The sequence below is a fragment of the Lipingzhangella rawalii genome (genome assembly GCF_031628175.1).
Taxonomy (GTDB): Bacteria; Actinomycetota; Actinomycetes; order Streptosporangiales; family Streptosporangiaceae; genus Lipingzhangella_A; species Lipingzhangella_A rawalii.
On sequence record NZ_JAVLVT010000010.1, the window covers coordinates 296,919 to 312,683 of the forward strand.

Consider the following 15,765-nt stretch of genomic DNA (forward strand, 5'->3'; position numbering starts at 1 on the left):
GACCAAAGGCGAGTCGCGATGCGGATCCTCGTAGTGAACACCGGTTCCAGCAGCGTCAAGCTCCGTGTGCTGGACTCTTCGGAAACGCTGCTGGCCCGACACGACCTCGCCCCGACCGACGGAGGCAGCCTGCACGACGCGATGGCCGCCGCCCTGAGCGAGCTCCCCGCCGCTGACGTCGTGGGCCACCGGGTCGTCCACGGCGGTGCAGAGTTCCGGCATCCGGTGGTCGTGAACGACAGTGTCCTTGCCCGGCTGGAACGCCTCGCACCGCTCGCCCCCCTGCACCAACCCGCCGCGCTGGCCGGCATCGTGGCCACCACCGGTGCCGCCCCGCACCTCCCGGCCGTCGCCTGCTTCGACACCGCATTCCACGCCACCCTGCCCGCCGCGGCCACCACCTACGCCGTGCCCGAATCCTGGCGTCGCGACCACGGTCTGCGCCGCTACGGCTTCCACGGACTCTCCCACGCCTACGCGACCCGACGGGTTGCAGAACTCCTGGGCCAGGACCCCGGGCGACTCGTCGTTGCGCACCTGGGGGCGGGTGCTTCCCTCGCGGCCGTGCGAGACGGACGCTGTCGCGACACCACCATGGGCTTCACGCCGGACGAAGGGCTGGTGATGGCCACACGGACTGGCAGCGTTGATCCGGGAATGTTGCTGTGGCTGCTTCAAGAAGAAAAGCTCGACCTCGACGAGCTCGCCGACGGGCTGCACCGCCGGGGAGGCCTGCAGGCGCTGGCCGGCAGCCCCGACATGCGTACCGTGCTGCGCGAGGCCGACGCAGGCCGAGACCGGGCCCAACGCGCGGTGGAGGTGTATCTGCACCGGCTCCGCGCGGGTATCGCGGCCATGGCCGCATCCCTCGGCGGGCTCGACACTCTGGTGTTCACCGGTGGGGTGGGCGAGCACCAGCCCACCATCCGCGCCGGGGCGGTACGCGACATGGCATTCCTCGGGCCAGCTGTGGATGCGACGGCCAATGCCAGTGCACAGGCGGACCAGGAGATCACCGCCGCCGGTGCCGCCTGCCGCACCTTCGTCGTCTCCAGCAGAGAAGACCTCCAGATCGCCCACGGGGTCCGCCGCCTGCTCGCTGCTGGGAATCAGTGACCCAACAAGCCGGGACCTTTCGGCCGGACTCGCAGCCCGAAAGGCTCCATCCGTCCCGTAATACCCCTGGTTAGCTTGAGAAACGCTGGGCACATCCCAGGCCTGGCGCCACCCGAAACGGGGAGAGCACACCATGTCCACCAGAGATCTTCTGACGCCCACTGAACCCCGAACGAGAGCCGGACTCGGCGTAGCCGCATTGACGGCGCTCGTCGTCGGATCGATGATCGGCAGCGGCATCTTCGCCCTGCCCTCCCAGATGGCCGTCAACGCCGCGCCTGGCCCACTGCTCATCGGCTGGCTCATCACCGGCGCTGGCATGCTGATGCTCGCGCTGGTCTTTCAGACGCTCGCTCGGCGTAAACCCGATGTGGACGGCGGCGTTTACGGCTACGCCCGCGCCGGATTCGGCAACTACATCGGATTCACTTCAGCTTTCGGCTACTGGGTGTCGGCCTGGATCGGCAACGTGGCCTATCTGGTGCTGCTGTTCTCGACCGTGGGCTACTTCCTTCCCGGCTTTGAGGGCGGCGCCACGGTGCCCGCGATCATCGGCGCGTCGGTGGTGCTGTGGACCGTGCACCTTCTGATTCTGCGCGGGGTGCACACGGCCGCATTCGTCAACGTCGTGGTGACCATCGCCAAGGTGGTGCCGATTCTCGTCTTCATCGCCATCGCAGCGGTCGGCTTCCAGGCCGGGCTGTTCGCCGCCGACTTCTGGGGGCAACAGACCCTGATCGACGGCGCACCGCTCGGCGACACGATGACCCAGGTCCGAAACATGATGCTGGTGACCGTATGGGTGTTCATCGGCATTGAGGGCGCCGCGATCTACTCCCGGCGCGCCGCCACCCGCAGGGCGGTCGGGGCGGCTACCGTGTTCGGCTTCGTCAGTGTGCTTGTCCTGCTTCTGCTGGTCAGTCTCCTCTCCTACGGCCTCATGGCCCAGGCTGAGCTTGCCGGCGTTCCGGACCCGTCGATGGCCGGAGTGTTGCAGAACGAAGTGGGCTACTGGGGAGCGGTGTTCATATCGCTCGGGCTCATCGTCTCGCTTCTGGGCGCCCTGCTCGCATGGGTGCTCCTCAGTGTGGAGATCCTGCGGCTGCCCGCCCTGGAAAACGTGATGCCGCGCGCACTCGCCGCCGAGAACACCCACGGGGCTCCGGCGAACGCCCTGTGGCTGACGAATCTGTGCGCCCAAGCACTGCTGTTGTGGACTCTGGTCAACGAGAGCACCTACCTCAGCCTAATCCTCCTGGCCAGTTCCCTCATCCTCCTGCCCTACCTGTGGTCCGCGGCCTACCAGCTGCTGCTGGCGGCCCGCGGTGAGACCTACAAGTCGAGCAACGGCCGCACCCGCGACCTCATCGTCGGGGCGATTGCCGTGGCCTATGCGGTGTGGCTGGTCTACGCGGGCGGATGGGAGTACCTCCTTACCGCCTCCGTGTTCTACCTCGCCGGCACGCCGCTCTACCTCTGGGCGCGGCGCAAGAACCGTCTGCCGTTCTTCACCGCCCCCGAGCGGGTCATCGTCGTCGGCGTGGCTCTGGTCGCCGCGGTGGCCGTCGCAGTCATGACCACAGGCAACCTCACCGTCCTGTGAACCGCGGAAAGGCGGAATGATGAACCCACTCGACGCCCGCATCGGGGTGTGGTCGGAGGCCGGGCGACTTCGGCGCGCCCTGGTATGCGCACCAGGCCTAGCCCACCAGCGACTGACCCCGAACAACTGCGCGCAACTGCTCTTCGACGATGTCATCTGGCTGCAGCAGGCGCGGCGTGACCACTTCGACTTCGTCGCCAAGATGGTCGACCGCGGTGTGGACGTACTCGAACTGCCGGACCTCCTAGCCGATGTCATGGCGATGGGACACGCCCGCGACTGGGTGTTGGACCGCAAGGTCACCGACGACCTCGTCGGCACCGGCCTCCGCCTCGACCTGCGCGCGTGGCTGGACGAGCTGCCCGCCGCGGAGCTCGCCGAGTTCCTCATCGGCGGCGTGTCCTACCAGGACGTCCCTGGCGACGCCGGTGGCGACTTCCTACGGGCACTGCGCGAGTTCGACCCTGAGGGATTCGTGCTCCCGCCGCTGCCCAACACGATGTTCATGCGCGATAACACCTCCTGGATCTTCCGAGGGGTCACCCTCAATCCGATGTACTGGACGGCCCGACGCCAGGAGACGCTGCTCACCACGGCGGTCTACAACTTCCACCCCGACTTCGCCGACGAGAAGTACGACGTCTGGCTGGGCGACCCCGATGGCGTGCCTCGCGACCACAGCGCGGCCACTCTGGAAGGCGGCGACGTGATGCCGATCGGCCGGGGCATCGTCCTTATCGGGCTGAGCGAACGCACCTCGCACCAGGCAATCACCAAACTCGCCCATCGGCTGTTCTCCGCCGGCGCGGCCGAGCGGATCATCATCGCCGGCCTGCCGAAGTCCCGCGCCGCCATGCACCTGGACACCGTGTTCACCTTCTGCGACTACGACGTCGTGACGGCCTACGCCCCGATCGTCGACGCGATCGTGCCCTTCAGCTTGCGCCCCGACGACGCCGCACCGTCCGGAGTGGACATCCGCCGAGAGGACAAGGGACTCGTCCCCACCCTCAGCGAGGCTCTCGGGGTCGACTTCCGCCTCATCACCACCGCCGGCGACACCTACGGCGTCCAGCGCGAACAGTGGGACGACGCCAATAACGTGGTGGCCATCGAACCGGGGGTGGTCATCGGCTACGACCGCAACGTGCTCACCAACACCGCGCTGCGCAAAGCCGGAGTCGAGGTCGTCACCATAGACGCCAGCGAACTCGGCCGCGGCCGGGGCGGCGGCCGCTGCATGACCTGCCCCATCCTGCGCGACCCGCTCTACAGCTGACCCCGCCCACGCAAGGACAGCACCCATGCCCGTCCACCCCCGCAACCACGGCCTGCTCAGTCTGATCCACCACGCCGACCGCGACCTGCACTGCCTACTCGACCCGGCCCAAGACCTGAAGCGGGCGAAATGCACCGGACTCGGCGGGAACAGGCTCGCGGGAGAGAAGATCGTCCTCACCTTCGAGAAGGCCTCCACCCGCACGCGCCGTGCGTTCGAGGTGGCCGCCCACGGTGAAGGCGCTCACGTGACCGACTTCGGCCCCGTGTCGCCGCAGATCGGTCATCAGGAGTCAAGCAAGGACACCGCACGGGTGCTGGGCCGCATGTACGACGCGATCGACTACCGCGGTGCCGGGCAGCACATCGTCGAGGAGCTCGCCCACTACCCCGCTGTGCCGGTCTTCAACGGCCTCACCGACGACCCGTCACAAGCCGTGCACGAGGTCGACTCCCTCCACACCGACGTGGGGGGTATGGATGGGCGAGCCTGTGGAGGCGTGGGGATCTTACCGGGAGGCTGCTGCCGCACCAGGTCAATACCACGCTCGTAGAGGGGGCAGACAACGCATGGATGACGGTAATGCACCGCCTACTCGCCTTCGACAGCACCGACACGAGCGTCGGCGCCCAGATCGCCGCGCACTACTCCTTCCTGACCACGGGCATCGAGATCACCGACGACGTCTTCGAGAGCCCCACCAACATTGCCTTCGACCAAGCGGAGAACCGCATGCACACGATCAAGGCGGCCCGTGTGGCCGAGCTCGGCTGAGAGAGGGTGGCGGGTCATGCGCATTGTTATCGCTCTGGGGGGCAACGCGCTGTTGCGGCGCGGCCAGCCGATGACCGCGGAGAACCAGCGGGCCAACATCCGCCGTGCGGCCGGCTGCATCGCCGCCGTCACTGCGGGCAACGACATCGTCCTCACTCACGGCAACGGACCCCAGGTGGGCCTGCTCGCATTGCAGGCCGCGGCCTATGCCGACGTCGCCCCCTATCCACTCGATGTGTTGGGCGCCCAGACCGAGGCGATGATCGGCTATGTCCTTGAACAGGAGCTCGGCAACGTGCTCCCCGCCGGGCAGCAGCTCGCCACGCTGCTGACTATGACCGTGGTGGACCGCGACGACCCTGCGTTCCAGTACCCCACCAAGCCCATCGGGCCCGTTTACGATCGCGAGGCAGCGCAGCGACACGTCGGCGCCCACGGGTGGACCATGGCCCCGGACGGCGACCGGTTCCGCAGGGTCGTGGCCAGTCCCCAACCGCAGCGCATCGTCGGCATGCGGCCAATCCGTACCCTGCTGGACCAGGGCACGATCGTGATCTGCGCCGGAGGCGGCGGAATCCCCACAATGTACGACGACCACCGGATGCTGCACGGTGTCGAGGCCGTCATCGACAAGGACCTCACCGCCGCCATGCTCGCCGAGCAGCTCGATGCCGATCTGCTCGTCGTCGCCACCGATGTCGACGGTGTCTATACCGACTGGGGCACCCCGCGCCAGGCCCGGCTCGGCCGAGTCACCCCGGAGGAACTCTCCCGATTGGAGTTCCCGGCCGGCTCGATGGGCCCGAAAGTCGAAGCGGCGTGCGGCTTCGCGAGCCGTACCGGCAGAGAGGCGGTCATCGGATCGCTCACCGACATCGCCGACATCGTCACCGACAAGGCCGGTACCCGGGTAGGCCCACAGCCAGCGGGATAGCAACACCCGCCAGCACCCTCACGACGCCCAGCTCACGGTGGCAACTGCGGTGGAGTGGTGCACGTCGCCCCGGCACCGGCTGCCGTAGGCCTGATGGTGGAGGGCGAGAACAGCGCAGGACCACCCTGCTTTCGCGGAATCCTGGAGGTCAGAACGCAGCCCAGGTCCAGGGGCGGGGAACGCCGCCGCGCAGGCAGCGGATGCGGTGGCGGGCCTCGTCGGCGGCCCCCGGGCGGGTGGCCGCCTTGCTCAGGGTGAAGCACACCCAACGCAACTCCTGGATCTCGGCCAGAGTGCGATAGGCCGGTGCCTTGGCCACGTCGTGGCCGCGTGGCCGAGCACAGCGCCGTCCCCGCCGTGCGCCCGGACGGACTACGCCGCTGGCTGTCGACGGTCGCCGGGTCTCGGTCTGGCGCGAAGTCGCCGAGCCGCGCATGGCCGCGTTCGGAAGCGGTGACAGCACGATCCACGGAAGAGAGGGCGGGAGGGTGTGGGCTCGCAGTGCGGGGCAGGATCGTCGACCCGCGAAAATCCTGCCGGAGGGTGGCAGGATTCGCTGCGAACCTGGTCGCATGACGATGGACCTGAACGGACGCGTGGCACTGGTGGCCGGGGGCACCCGGGGGGCGAGTCGGGCGATCGCGGTGGAGCTGGCCCGCGCGGGGGCGCATGTGTACGTGACGGGGCGCAGCTCCGGTGGGACGCGCTCCGAGGTGGGCCGGCCGGAGACCATCGAGGGCACAGTGGAGGCGATCACCGCGGCGGGGGCTCCGGCACCGCGCTGCGGGTGAACCACCTGGAGCCGGAGCAGGTGCGTGGGCTCACGGAACGGATCGACGCCGAGCAGGGACGGCTGGACATCCTGGTCTCCGGGCTGTGGGGCGGGGATCACCTGGCGCGCCACGGCCTCGGCCTAGAGCACGACGACTGGGACGAGGCCGCTGAGGACTTCCCGCACGGGGACGCAATGTCGCTCTGTGCCAGCGCGTCATCCTCCCTCGCGCGGTAGTGCTGGCCCCACCGTGAAGTGGACAAGTAGGGCCATTGAGGGGGCTCACCCCGATCCGTAGCTTCTTTACCGCCTCTGGAACACGACACGTGGCGGAAGGAAGCCGATGAGTGCACGCGACGGGACCATCGAGAGCCCACCGATCCCGGCGTCGGGCTCCGCGCGGGCGCTCGCGCCCGACCTGGCACGGGGGTTCATGCTGCTGTTCATCGCGTTGGTGAACGCGAACTATTTCCTCACCGGTACCGACGTGGTGCGCTCGGTCGCTGACCAGGTCATCGCGCTGGTGCAGTTCACCACCATCAGCGGCCGGGCGATCCCCCTGTTCGCAATCCTCTTCGGCTACGGCATGGTGCAGCTCATGCGCCGGCTCCAGGAGCGGGACGGCGACTGGGCGGAGGCTCGCCGGCTACTGCGGCGGCGCGGCTGGTGGTTGCTGGCGATCGGCCTGGCGCATGCGGCGTTGGTCCTCACGCCGGACATTCTCGGAGCCTACGGCCTCGCGCTCCTCCTCTTCGTGGGCATGCTCCGCGTGCGGGACTCCATACTGCTGTGGACCGCGGGCGCGATGATGGCCGCCTCGCTCATGTTCAGCGCCATCCTCACCATCCTTCTCGCGGACGACCTCGACGGAGGCGGAGCCCAGGCGCCCTCACTGACCGAGGAGCACCTCGGGCGGGCCATGGTCGAGCGCATCCAGGAGTGGGCGCTCTACACCCCGTTCACATTGCTGACCGTGGTTCTGGCCATGGTCCTGCTCGGTATCTGGGCGGCGCGGCGTCGGATCCTGGACGAGCCTGTTCGGCATCGGGTGCTGCTCAGGTGGACCGCCGTTCTCGGACTCGGAACGGCCTTCGCCGGCGGGCTCCCGGACGCGCTGATCGTCGCGGAGCTGTGGACCGGCGCCTCGGCCACCACCGCCGGCCTCCTTGCCGTGGTGCACGACGTGACCGGCTGGGCCGGAGGGCTGGGGTGGGCGGCCGTGATCGCCCTCCTCGCGGCTCGCCTACAGGACCGGCGCGGGCCCGTCACCACCGCGATCGAGGCGGTCGGGCAGCGCTCGTTGAGCTGCTACCTTGCCCAGTCCGCCGTGTTCGCTGTGGTGTTCGCGCCGTACTTCTTCGGGGGTAGCGCGACGATCAGCGTCACGGGTGCCGCTGTTGTGGGGGCGGCCACCTGGTGCCTGACCGTGGTGGTGGCCGACCTCATGCGCCGCTCGCGCTACCGCGGTCCGGCGGAGACAGTGCTGCGCAGGTTCACCTACTCCGGGACCCGCTTCGTCCCGACATCGGCGGACCGAGGGTGAGCCTCGGGCCACCGGTGCGGTGTGGAGGTGGCCGGATGGCGAACTTGGATGAAGCAGGGGAGATGAGAAGCACTGCGATAGGCCCCTCCAGGGGAGGCGGTCCGTCTGGCACGCGGTACTTCGTCCGACAACATCAACACGTCCACCTCCTGGCTGGTCTGGAGCCGGCCACACGCTCTGGCGCTGGCACCGGGCCAGGTCCACCCGGCGGCCGACGAGGTACTGGTGCGGCGCCGTCGCGACGACGTGGGCGACACGAATGCGGCCACTGCCCAGGGGTTCGCCTACCGTCGGGCTCTCGCAGCGCGCGGTTCGCCGCGGTTTCGGCCTCGGGTGGTGCGCAGAAGAACGATGCCCGCGGCGAGTACGAAACACGAGTAGGAGAACGCGGCGATCTCCAGGGTCGCCTCGGCACCGGTCCCGTAGATCGCCGCTGCGGAGGGAACCGCGGCGGGCGGGGCATGGTGAATAGCCATGATCCCGAGAACCGCGATACCGGTGCCGCCGCCCAGGGCGAAGGCGCTCTCCTGGATGGCTCCCGCGTCCGCGGTGCGGTTCTCCGGCGCGCTGCCCATCAGGGCATTGGCTCCGATCGCCATGACGATGCCAGCTCCCATGCCGAGAAGAGGCATCCCCACCAGGTCACCGGGTCCTGGGGCGGTGGCTACCAGTAACAGGCCGGCCGCGACCATGAGCAGGCCTCCGACAATGACATGCTGTTGGGCGAACCAGCCCTGCACCGCGGGACCGACGAGCCCACCGACTGCCATCGCGGCCGCCAGGGGGAGGAGCACGATTCCGGTCGCGATGGCCGAGAGCCCGTCGACGATCTGGTACTGCAGGGTCAGCAGGTAGAGCGTGCCGTTGAACACCCCGACGGTTGCCGCGATGACCACTGTTGCGCTCGCCAACAGACCGTTGGTGAACAGGCGTACGTCGAGGAACGGGCGCGGGAGACGCAACTGCCGGACAAGGAACAGCACCGTGGCAGCGACTCCGGTGGCGATCGCCGCGGGGCCGAACCATTGGGTTGCCTCCGGTCGGGCCACAACTTTCAAACCAATGATGACCAGCCCGACGGCTGCGGCCGACAGTCCCGCACTCAACGCATCGAGGCTCGGCGGGTCGGGGTTCGTCGACTCCCGCAACACGATCTGAGCCGCGACGAGGCAGACCAGCAGGATCGGGACGTTGACCCAGAACACCCATCGCCACTCGGTCAGCTCCACGAGAGCCCCACCGAGCAGTGGCCCCAACGCGGAGCCGGTGCTGAACCCGGCGGTCCAGACCCCGTAGGCCAAGGCCCGCGACCGAATCCCGGGAAACGACACTCGGATGATGGCGACCGTCCCGACGATCAGCAGGGCGGACCCGATCCCCTGCCCGACCCGCGCGGCGATCAGCACCGGGCCAGCCGCTGCCAGTCCCCCGAGTACGGCACTGACGACGGCCACGCTCAGGCCGAGCATGTAGATGCGTTTGCGGCCGAAGCGATCCGCTGCCACGGCACTGGGGACCAGAACAGCTCCGGCAGCAAGCGCGTAGACGTCGGCGATCCACAGGGTCTGCACCGTGTCCAGGGACAGGGCATCGGTCAGCGCCGGCAGTGCCACGGCCATCTTGGTCATGTCCGTGCCACCGACGAGCATCACCGTGCCGAACAGCACCAGAACCCCGCGCAGCTTGGGGTGGGGTGCGCGGGATGTCGCATCGGTCATCGTGAACGCCGCTCAGTGTGGGGATCAGGAACGCACTCCAGTCCTAGGGGCTACAAACACTGGCGTCCAGGTTCAAATTCTCACCGAATCCATGCACCATGAGTGCATGATCGATGCTCGACTGCGCCTGTTGATCGCCGTGTGTGAGTACGGAACCGTGACCGCCGCGGCGGAAGCGCTGTACCGCAGTCCGTCCGGTGTCTCCAAACAGCTCAGGGAACTGGCCACGGAGCTGGACCTGGATCTGCTCGAACGCCACGGCCGCCGCGTCAGGCTGACCCCCGCGGGTCAGCGCCTGGTCGCCCATGCCCGCAAGCTCAACGCGCAGTGGGAGGTGGCGCTGAGCGACACTACTGCCGCGGCCAGACAGCTCTGCGGGCCGGTTGTCATCGGAGGCTTCCCCACGGCGATCCCGTCGATCCTCACCCCTGCCCTGCTCCGCATGCGAGACCAGCATCAGATGCTCGAACCCGTCATCAAGGAGATCTACTCCAGCGAGGTGCGCACCGCCCTGGAGTCCGGGACCATCGACTTGGGACTCTTCGTGGCCGACGAGCCCACCAGTCATATCGCGGACAGCCACGTCGAGGTGCTCAGCCTGCTCGACGACCCCATCGACCTGCTCGTGCCCGAAGAGCACCGGTTCGCCGCCGCGGACCAGGTGCGGTTGGAGGACGCGGCCCAAGAGGAGTGGGTCTCCGGACATGCCCACCAGGACGCCTACATCGAGCTCCTGGCCGCGACCCGCGCGGTCGGCTACGCCCCTCGCGTGACCCACCACGCACAGGAGCTCACCGCCACCACGGCCTTGGTGGCCGCCGGCCTCGGCATCGCAGCCGTCCCCCGAATCGCCATGACGGTCCCCCACCCCAGGGTGGTCCAGGTCCCCCTGACCGGAGGCCAGGTACCCCGGCGCAGAATCCTGCTCGCACTGCGCCGCGGCTCGCACAACAACCCCCGCATTGCGGCAGCCGTCACCGCCGTGCAGAACATCTCACGCACGCTGACGGCAGCAACCGCAGGGTGAGCAGCCGTTCCGTGGCACCCCGCTCGTCGCCGCGTGTCACGTCCGCACCGCCCACCGTGCCCGCGATAATGGCGGAACAGTCCCGTCCGCCACGGCGATGAAGATGTCCCCATGGATGCGCATGAACCGAACTGGAACAGGACACTGCGCGAGCACTGGGAGTTCCACTGGAACCATCAGCTCCGGGAACGGCTCCGCGGTCTCACCGACGACGAGTACTTCTGGTCTCCGGTGCCCCACGCCTGGAGTGTGCGGCCGCGCGGCAGCTCGACGGCGCCCCTGCAGGTTGGAGCCGGGGACTTCACGATCGACTACGCACACCCCGAGCCGGACCCGCCGCCCTTCACCACGATCGCCTGGCGCCTCGGTCATGTCATCGTCGGCGTCCTCGCCGTCCGCAACGCGGCCCATTTCGGTGCACCGGCGGCGAGCTACCAGACCTGGGCGTACGCCGGCGACGCCGCCACCGCCCTCGAGCAGCTCGAAACGCAGCTCGACGTCTGGCTGGAGGGGGTGCGGGGCCTCGGCGATGCCGGACTCCGCGCCCCGGTCGGCGACCGGGAGCCCTTTCCGCAGGCACCCATGGCCGATCTTGTGCTGCACATCCAGCGTGAGCTGATTCACCACCTTGCCGAGGTGTGCCTGTTGCGGGACCTCTACCTGCACACGTCGTCCGCCGCTGGGGGAGCACTCCGATGAGCCGGCGCATCCAGATCACCTTCGACGCCCACGACCCGAGGGCGCTGTCGGCCTTCTGGCGCGACGCCCTTGGCTACGTGCACCCGAGCCCGCCCGGAGTCGACCTGCCCGCAGGGGCGGACCCGTTCGCAGCGTGGGACGACTTTCTCGCGCGGATCGGTGTCCCGGAGGAGGAGCGCGAATCGATGTCGGCCATCGAAGACCCGGACGGTAGCGGTCCTCGGGTCTTCTTCCAGCGGGTGCCCGAGGAGAAGGCCGCCAAGAACAGGGTCCACCTCGACGTCCGCGTGGCTCCCGACCTGCAGGGTCAGGAGCGCATGACGGCGCTGGAGGCCGAGTGTGACCGCCTCGTCGCGCTGGGGGCGCGGCGGGTGCGGCGCCACGAGCCCGAGCCACCGTTGAGCGGCGGCTTCATCGTGATGACCGACCCCGAGGGCAACGAGTTCTGCCTGGACTGACGGCACGTCTGGCCCGCCGAACTGACCTCATGACCCAGCTGGTCGGCCCCGACCTGGAGACACGGGAGGCCGACTGGCGGGAAGCCGAGTTCACCGCCGAGTCGCCATCACACGTGTCCGCGTACCGGCTTCCTCGGTGAGTTCCGGGTAGCCGTGACGCGGCCTACCCAGGTGACCTGGGTTCCGTTGACGTTGCCGAGCCCCTGGCCGCAACCGTCTCCAGGGCGAGGACGCCGTCACGGCACACCAGGGCTGCGCGATCGGCCACGGGAAGGCTTACGACACGGCTGTCCGTGATGGCCAAGTCGAGACTGGCCTGCTTGGGTAGGCCGGAAGCACTGTCGGCGAGGACAAAGAACCCCGCATTGGCAACCGCCAGGGCGTCGATCCGCCGACTCGGCAGCCGGAGCCGGACGCGGCGTGTTGTTGACCATCGCCCGAGCCGATTCGGACGTCCACGTCAGGTCGTAAACGTTGGTGAATCCGCCGTCCGGGAAATGGAGTGGGAAGGTCCGCAGTTCGACACCGGAGCCCAGGTCGCGCACCTGGTCGCGCGCAGGGCGGTCAATCTCGGACTCCATGAAGCGCTTCGCTTCCTGGAGCGAACGGAAGGTATGCCCCGCAGACACACGCACTTCCGCGGGCTGACCGCTGCCCGATCTCCCCCTGGCGCGCTTCGGTCACGGATAACTTCGCCAGAAGTATCCCGCGGATCCATTGGTTCCGGAGGGCTGGCAATAGCGCGAGGCGTCCGTCATTGCGGCATCAGCCGCCCGCAGGTCAAGCCAGCGGAGCCCGTGCAGGGTGACGAGCAAAGATCGCGGGGTGGACGGGTCGATCCACCAAACCTGCCCCGGCGGTTCGACCACGGGCCGTGCGTAGACACCAAGTGGCTCGTAGTAGGTACTGACCAAGATCAACGGGATGGGACAGGACCATTGTGCAACGTGTGGTGGAACGGCCTGACTGGCAAGCAGGATCTCGGCCTCATGCGGTGTGACCAGATCGAACTGCTCTCCGGCATTCAACAAGGGCTGCGCCGTCTGCTGGGCATGCACCGCGTACTCGGTCCGGGCGCGAACCCTGGCCGATTCCGTCGCCAAGCTGACATAGCCGCCGATGATATTCTCCAGGATTCCCTCCGCGGTGTCGCTGGAAATGATCTCAGAATCACACAGGACATCGAAGGTTGGCCCGCGCTCCGTCGCACCGTCGCTTCCCGGCGAGTGACTCTCCTCCATTGTCTCCCCTCCGGTCATGCATCAGGATATGTAATACTCGGACGTCACCTCGTTGATCACAGTTCCTGTGGCCCGCACCACACAGCGCCACGGAAGCGAAAATCAAGGGAGGTATTTTCATTCTCCGCCAATTTTTCTTCTGCTGCGGCCAGCCGTACTGGAGAAACCAAATCGAGCCAGAAACTCCCAGAGGTTCTCGGGATCTTCGGGTGCCACGAGGTGGGCCCGTTCGCCTTCCCTGGGACGACTTGGATAGTGGACAAGGGCAGGCACCAGCTTCGTGATCACGAGGATTGCCGGTGCCTGCCTCGCCGCCTGACGGGACCAGAAGACACGTGGTGCTCAACCCACCGCGTTGAGCCCCCGGTACTCCGCGTCGACCCGGTCAAAGTCCTGCTCCATCTGCTGGCTGGCGCGTCCCAGTCGGTTGGCCACCAGGATGGCCAGGAAGCTGAGGGCCACGGCCGGCACCATCGCGTACAGACCTGTGTCCAGCACCCGCTCGTCAAGGAGGTCCCAGGCAACCGCCACGAATCCACCGGTGATCATGCCGGCGAGCGCGCCGACGCGGTTCATCCGCCGCCAGTACAGCGAGAGCAGGATGACGGGGCCGAATCCGGCGCCGAATCCTGCCCAGGCGTATCCCACCAGCTCCATGATGGTGTTGTTGCCCGACAGGGCAATACCGGCGGCCACGGCGGCCACCAGCACGACCGCGGCGCGGCTGATCCACACCAGCGCGCGTGGGGAGGCCTCGCGGTTGACGAAGGTACGGTAGCCGTCCTCCGTCAACGCCGCGGAAGCCACGAGCAGCTGGGAGTCGGCGGTGCTCATGACCGCGGCCAGGATGGCGGCCAGGAGCAGTCCCGCCACCCACGGGTTCATCAGGGCCTGGATGAGCTGCGGGAACACGTACTCGGCGGTCTGCTCGTCCAACGGCGGGTCGAAGTAGGCGACGCCGGCCAGCGCGACCACCAGAGCCAGGGCCATCGCGGAGACGGCCCAGCCGACGCTGACGACGCCCGCGGCGCGCACGTCGCCCGGCGAGCGGATGCCCATGAACCGGGCCAGGATGTGCGGCTGGCCGAAGTAGCCGAGTCCCCAGGCCAGGCCGGAGATGACGACCACGGGGACCAGGGCGTCCGCGGGCGCCCAGGATCCGTCCAGGCCCGAGACTCCGCCGAGAAGCGATCCGAGGTCACCGCCGGCGCCACGGTCTGGGTCGCCGGAGACGGCGACGATAGCCACGACGGGGACGACCAGCAGCGCACACCACATCATCGCGGCCTGGATGACGTCGGTGAAGCTCACCGCGAGGAAACCACCGAAGAACGTGTAGACCACGACCACGGTCACGCCGGTGAGGATGGCGACGTTCCCGGACACGCCAAAGACCTGCTCGAACAGGCCACCCGCCGCGACCAGCCCGGACGCCACGTAGAAGAGGTAGAACACCAGGATCAACACCGCCGACACGGCGCGCAGCGTGCCGCCGCGGTCGTCGAACCGGTTCTCCAGATAGGACGACAGGGTGAGCGAGTTCGACTCGCCTCCGCTGCGCGCGTCCGTGGCACGTTCGGTGAACACGCGCAGCCGGCCCGCGAGGAGGTACCAGCTGGCGGCGAAGCCGACGGCCAGACCCACCGCGATCCACGCCTCGCCGAGGCCGGAGAGGTAGATCGCTCCTGGAAGGCCCAGCAGCAGCCAGGCGCTGAAATCGCTCGCATTTGCGCTCAACCCGGCTACCCAGGAGTTCAGCTGCCGCCCGCCGAGCACGTAGTCCGACAGGTTCACGGTCCGCCGGAAAACCCAGACGCCGATCACCACCATTAACAGCAGGTACACGGCAAAGGTCGTGACCGACGCCATTACGGAGCTATTCATGGGCTCCCTCAATTCTTTCGCTCCGCTCGCGACGCTCGTGCAAGTGGCGAACGAGGATGTGGATGGTCACGCAATCCTGTCGGTCCGGACGTGCTCGAGAATTGTGGTGTTGACCAGCGTCCTCGACCCTGGTTTGTCAGGGTGGACAGTCATCTCCCCCGATGCCAACCGGTCGTCACCAGGTCGGATGATCCAATGGCGGGTAACTCACGAGGTTCCGTGGATCGGCTTTCCTGGGTGCGGCCGGTGGCCACCACTTCCAGACCGTCGAGGATGCGGGCCAGCCCGAACTCGAAGTCACAGCGGGATTTGCTGTGGGGACGGCGATCGCATGCGCCAACGCGCGGCCGGCGGAGGGTAGCGGCTGGCGACGTAGGCGGTGAACAAGGGCTCGGCCGCCGGCAGTGTCACCCGGCCGTGGCTCAGCGGGGCCGGTCGTGCGCGTGGATCAGTCCGCTGTCCGTGAAGTCACACTCCTCGACCAGGTCGAGTTCGAGACGCAGTGCGTCGGCCCCAGACCGTCCCTGGCGCCACCGCCCGCGGGCCCTCGGTCCGTGACGTCGGCGACATCACCTACCTGCCCGTGGACGCAGACCGGTGGTCGCATCCGGCCACGGTGATCGGCCGACGTTCGCGTCGGGTGGTGGGCTGATCGCCCGCCGATCCCATCCGCAGCGCTCCACGGGCCGGAGCGACGACTGCCGCAGCGCACCAACA

At 68.1% G+C, this 15,765-nt stretch carries 16 protein-coding genes; 12 read left to right on the forward strand and 4 right to left on the reverse strand.

The features are described from left to right. Positions 1-18: 18 nt before the first annotated feature. The 6 genes from RIF23_RS18710 to arcC all read left to right on the forward strand — a co-directional run bounded on the left by RIF23_RS18710 (position 19) and on the right by arcC (position 5,706). On the forward strand, positions 19-1,116 hold the full coding sequence (locus RIF23_RS18710; protein ID WP_310913894.1) for an acetate/propionate family kinase: 1,098 nt from the start codon (positions 19-21) through the stop codon (positions 1,114-1,116). 133 nt (positions 1,117-1,249) lie between these two features. Continuing rightward, positions 1,250-2,719, forward strand: coding sequence for an arginine-ornithine antiporter (arcD, locus tag RIF23_RS18715; protein WP_310913895.1), 1,470 nt, complete (start codon positions 1,250-1,252; stop codon positions 2,717-2,719). Between the two features lie 16 nt (positions 2,720-2,735). Beyond that, positions 2,736-3,998, forward strand: coding sequence for an arginine deiminase (locus RIF23_RS18720; protein ID WP_310913896.1), 1,263 nt, complete (start codon positions 2,736-2,738; stop codon positions 3,996-3,998). Positions 3,999-4,023: 25 nt separating this feature from the next. After that, on the forward strand, positions 4,024-4,551 hold the full coding sequence (locus tag RIF23_RS18725; RefSeq protein WP_456085743.1) for a hypothetical protein: 528 nt from the start codon (positions 4,024-4,026) through the stop codon (positions 4,549-4,551). Positions 4,552-4,580: 29 nt separating this feature from the next. Further along, positions 4,581-4,772 carry a hypothetical protein gene (locus tag RIF23_RS20930; protein ID WP_456085744.1) on the forward strand — a complete coding sequence of 64 codons (192 nt, stop codon included), beginning with the start codon at positions 4,581-4,583 and terminating at the stop codon, positions 4,770-4,772. A gap of 16 nt (positions 4,773-4,788) precedes the next feature. Then, positions 4,789-5,706: a carbamate kinase gene (gene arcC / locus RIF23_RS18730; RefSeq protein WP_310913897.1), complete on the forward strand. Its 918-nt coding sequence runs from the start codon at positions 4,789-4,791 to the stop codon at positions 5,704-5,706. A 148-nt stretch (positions 5,707-5,854) separates the two neighbouring features. On the opposite strand, the gene RIF23_RS18735 is transcribed toward arcC, so the two are convergent. Continuing rightward, positions 5,855-6,025 (reverse strand): hypothetical protein, encoded by a 171-nt coding sequence (locus RIF23_RS18735; protein WP_310913898.1) that lies wholly within the window; start codon positions 6,023-6,025, stop codon positions 5,855-5,857. A gap of 253 nt (positions 6,026-6,278) precedes the next feature. Here RIF23_RS18735 and RIF23_RS18740 point away from each other — a divergent pair, with 253 nt between their 5' ends. The 3 genes from RIF23_RS18740 (at position 6,279) to RIF23_RS18750 (ending at position 8,021) form a co-directional block, all read left to right on the forward strand. Then, a complete protein-coding gene (locus RIF23_RS18740; RefSeq protein WP_310913899.1) occupies positions 6,279-6,497 on the forward strand; it encodes a hypothetical protein in 219 nt (72 codons plus the stop codon). Positions 6,498-6,517: 20 nt separating this feature from the next. Then, entirely contained in the window at positions 6,518-6,715 is a 198-nt protein-coding gene (locus RIF23_RS18745; RefSeq protein WP_310913900.1) for a hypothetical protein, read from the forward strand. Positions 6,716-6,821: 106 nt separating this feature from the next. Next, entirely contained in the window at positions 6,822-8,021 is a 1,200-nt protein-coding gene (locus RIF23_RS18750) for a DUF418 domain-containing protein (protein ID WP_310913901.1), read from the forward strand. 284 nt (positions 8,022-8,305) lie between these two features. Here the strand turns inward: RIF23_RS18750 and RIF23_RS18755 are convergent, their stop codons facing one another. Beyond that, on the reverse strand, positions 8,306-9,739 hold the full coding sequence (locus tag RIF23_RS18755) for an MFS transporter (protein ID WP_310913902.1): 1,434 nt from the start codon (positions 9,737-9,739) through the stop codon (positions 8,306-8,308). A 106-nt stretch (positions 9,740-9,845) separates the two neighbouring features. Here RIF23_RS18755 and RIF23_RS18760 point away from each other — a divergent pair, with 106 nt between their 5' ends. From RIF23_RS18760 to RIF23_RS18770, 3 genes are all read left to right on the forward strand, one after another. After that, entirely contained in the window at positions 9,846-10,766 is a 921-nt protein-coding gene (locus RIF23_RS18760; RefSeq protein WP_310913903.1) for a LysR family transcriptional regulator, read from the forward strand. Between the two features lie 111 nt (positions 10,767-10,877). Continuing rightward, a complete protein-coding gene (locus tag RIF23_RS18765) occupies positions 10,878-11,465 on the forward strand; it encodes a DinB family protein (RefSeq protein WP_310913904.1) in 588 nt (195 codons plus the stop codon). Beyond that, a complete protein-coding gene (locus tag RIF23_RS18770; protein ID WP_310913905.1) occupies positions 11,462-11,923 on the forward strand; it encodes a VOC family protein in 462 nt (153 codons plus the stop codon). Before RIF23_RS18765 ends, RIF23_RS18770 begins: the two co-directional genes overlap by 4 nt. A 680-nt stretch (positions 11,924-12,603) precedes the next feature. Here the strand turns inward: RIF23_RS18770 and RIF23_RS18775 are convergent. Together RIF23_RS18775 and putP are read right to left on the reverse strand one after the other, a co-directional pair. Continuing rightward, complete coding sequence (locus RIF23_RS18775) at positions 12,604-13,164, reverse strand: hypothetical protein (protein ID WP_310913907.1); 561 nt, start codon at positions 13,162-13,164, stop codon at positions 12,604-12,606. A gap of 342 nt (positions 13,165-13,506) precedes the next feature. After that, a complete protein-coding gene (gene putP / locus RIF23_RS18780; protein WP_310913908.1) occupies positions 13,507-15,048 on the reverse strand; it encodes a sodium/proline symporter PutP in 1,542 nt (513 codons plus the stop codon). Positions 15,049-15,765: the final 717 nt, after the last annotated feature.

Excerpts from the sequence above, each read along its gene's own strand:
- RIF23_RS18755 (WP_310913902.1), bottom strand. The coding sequence starts at position 9,739 with ATGACCGATGCGACATCCCGCGCACCCCACCCCAAGCTGCGCGGGGTT.
- RIF23_RS18725 (WP_456085743.1), top strand. The coding sequence starts at position 4,024 with ATGCCCGTCCACCCCCGCAACCACGGCCTGCTCAGTCTGATCCACCAC.
- RIF23_RS18775 (WP_310913907.1), bottom strand. The coding sequence starts at position 13,164 with ATGGAGGAGAGTCACTCGCCGGGAAGCGACGGTGCGACGGAGCGCGGG.
- RIF23_RS18770 (WP_310913905.1), top strand. The coding sequence starts at position 11,462 with ATGAGCCGGCGCATCCAGATCACCTTCGACGCCCACGACCCGAGGGCG.
- arcD (WP_310913895.1), top strand. The coding sequence starts at position 1,250 with ATGTCCACCAGAGATCTTCTGACGCCCACTGAACCCCGAACGAGAGCC.
- RIF23_RS18740 (WP_310913899.1), top strand. The coding sequence starts at position 6,279 with ATGACGATGGACCTGAACGGACGCGTGGCACTGGTGGCCGGGGGCACC.
- RIF23_RS18750 (WP_310913901.1), top strand. The coding sequence starts at position 6,822 with ATGAGTGCACGCGACGGGACCATCGAGAGCCCACCGATCCCGGCGTCG.
- putP (WP_310913908.1), bottom strand. The coding sequence starts at position 15,048 with ATGAATAGCTCCGTAATGGCGTCGGTCACGACCTTTGCCGTGTACCTG.
- RIF23_RS18765 (WP_310913904.1), top strand. The coding sequence starts at position 10,878 with ATGGATGCGCATGAACCGAACTGGAACAGGACACTGCGCGAGCACTGG.
- arcC (WP_310913897.1), top strand. The coding sequence starts at position 4,789 with ATGCGCATTGTTATCGCTCTGGGGGGCAACGCGCTGTTGCGGCGCGGC.
- RIF23_RS18710 (WP_310913894.1), top strand. The coding sequence starts at position 19 with ATGCGGATCCTCGTAGTGAACACCGGTTCCAGCAGCGTCAAGCTCCGT.
- RIF23_RS18720 (WP_310913896.1), top strand. The coding sequence starts at position 2,736 with ATGATGAACCCACTCGACGCCCGCATCGGGGTGTGGTCGGAGGCCGGG.
- RIF23_RS20930 (WP_456085744.1), top strand. The coding sequence starts at position 4,581 with ATGCACCGCCTACTCGCCTTCGACAGCACCGACACGAGCGTCGGCGCC.
- RIF23_RS18760 (WP_310913903.1), top strand. The coding sequence starts at position 9,846 with ATGATCGATGCTCGACTGCGCCTGTTGATCGCCGTGTGTGAGTACGGA.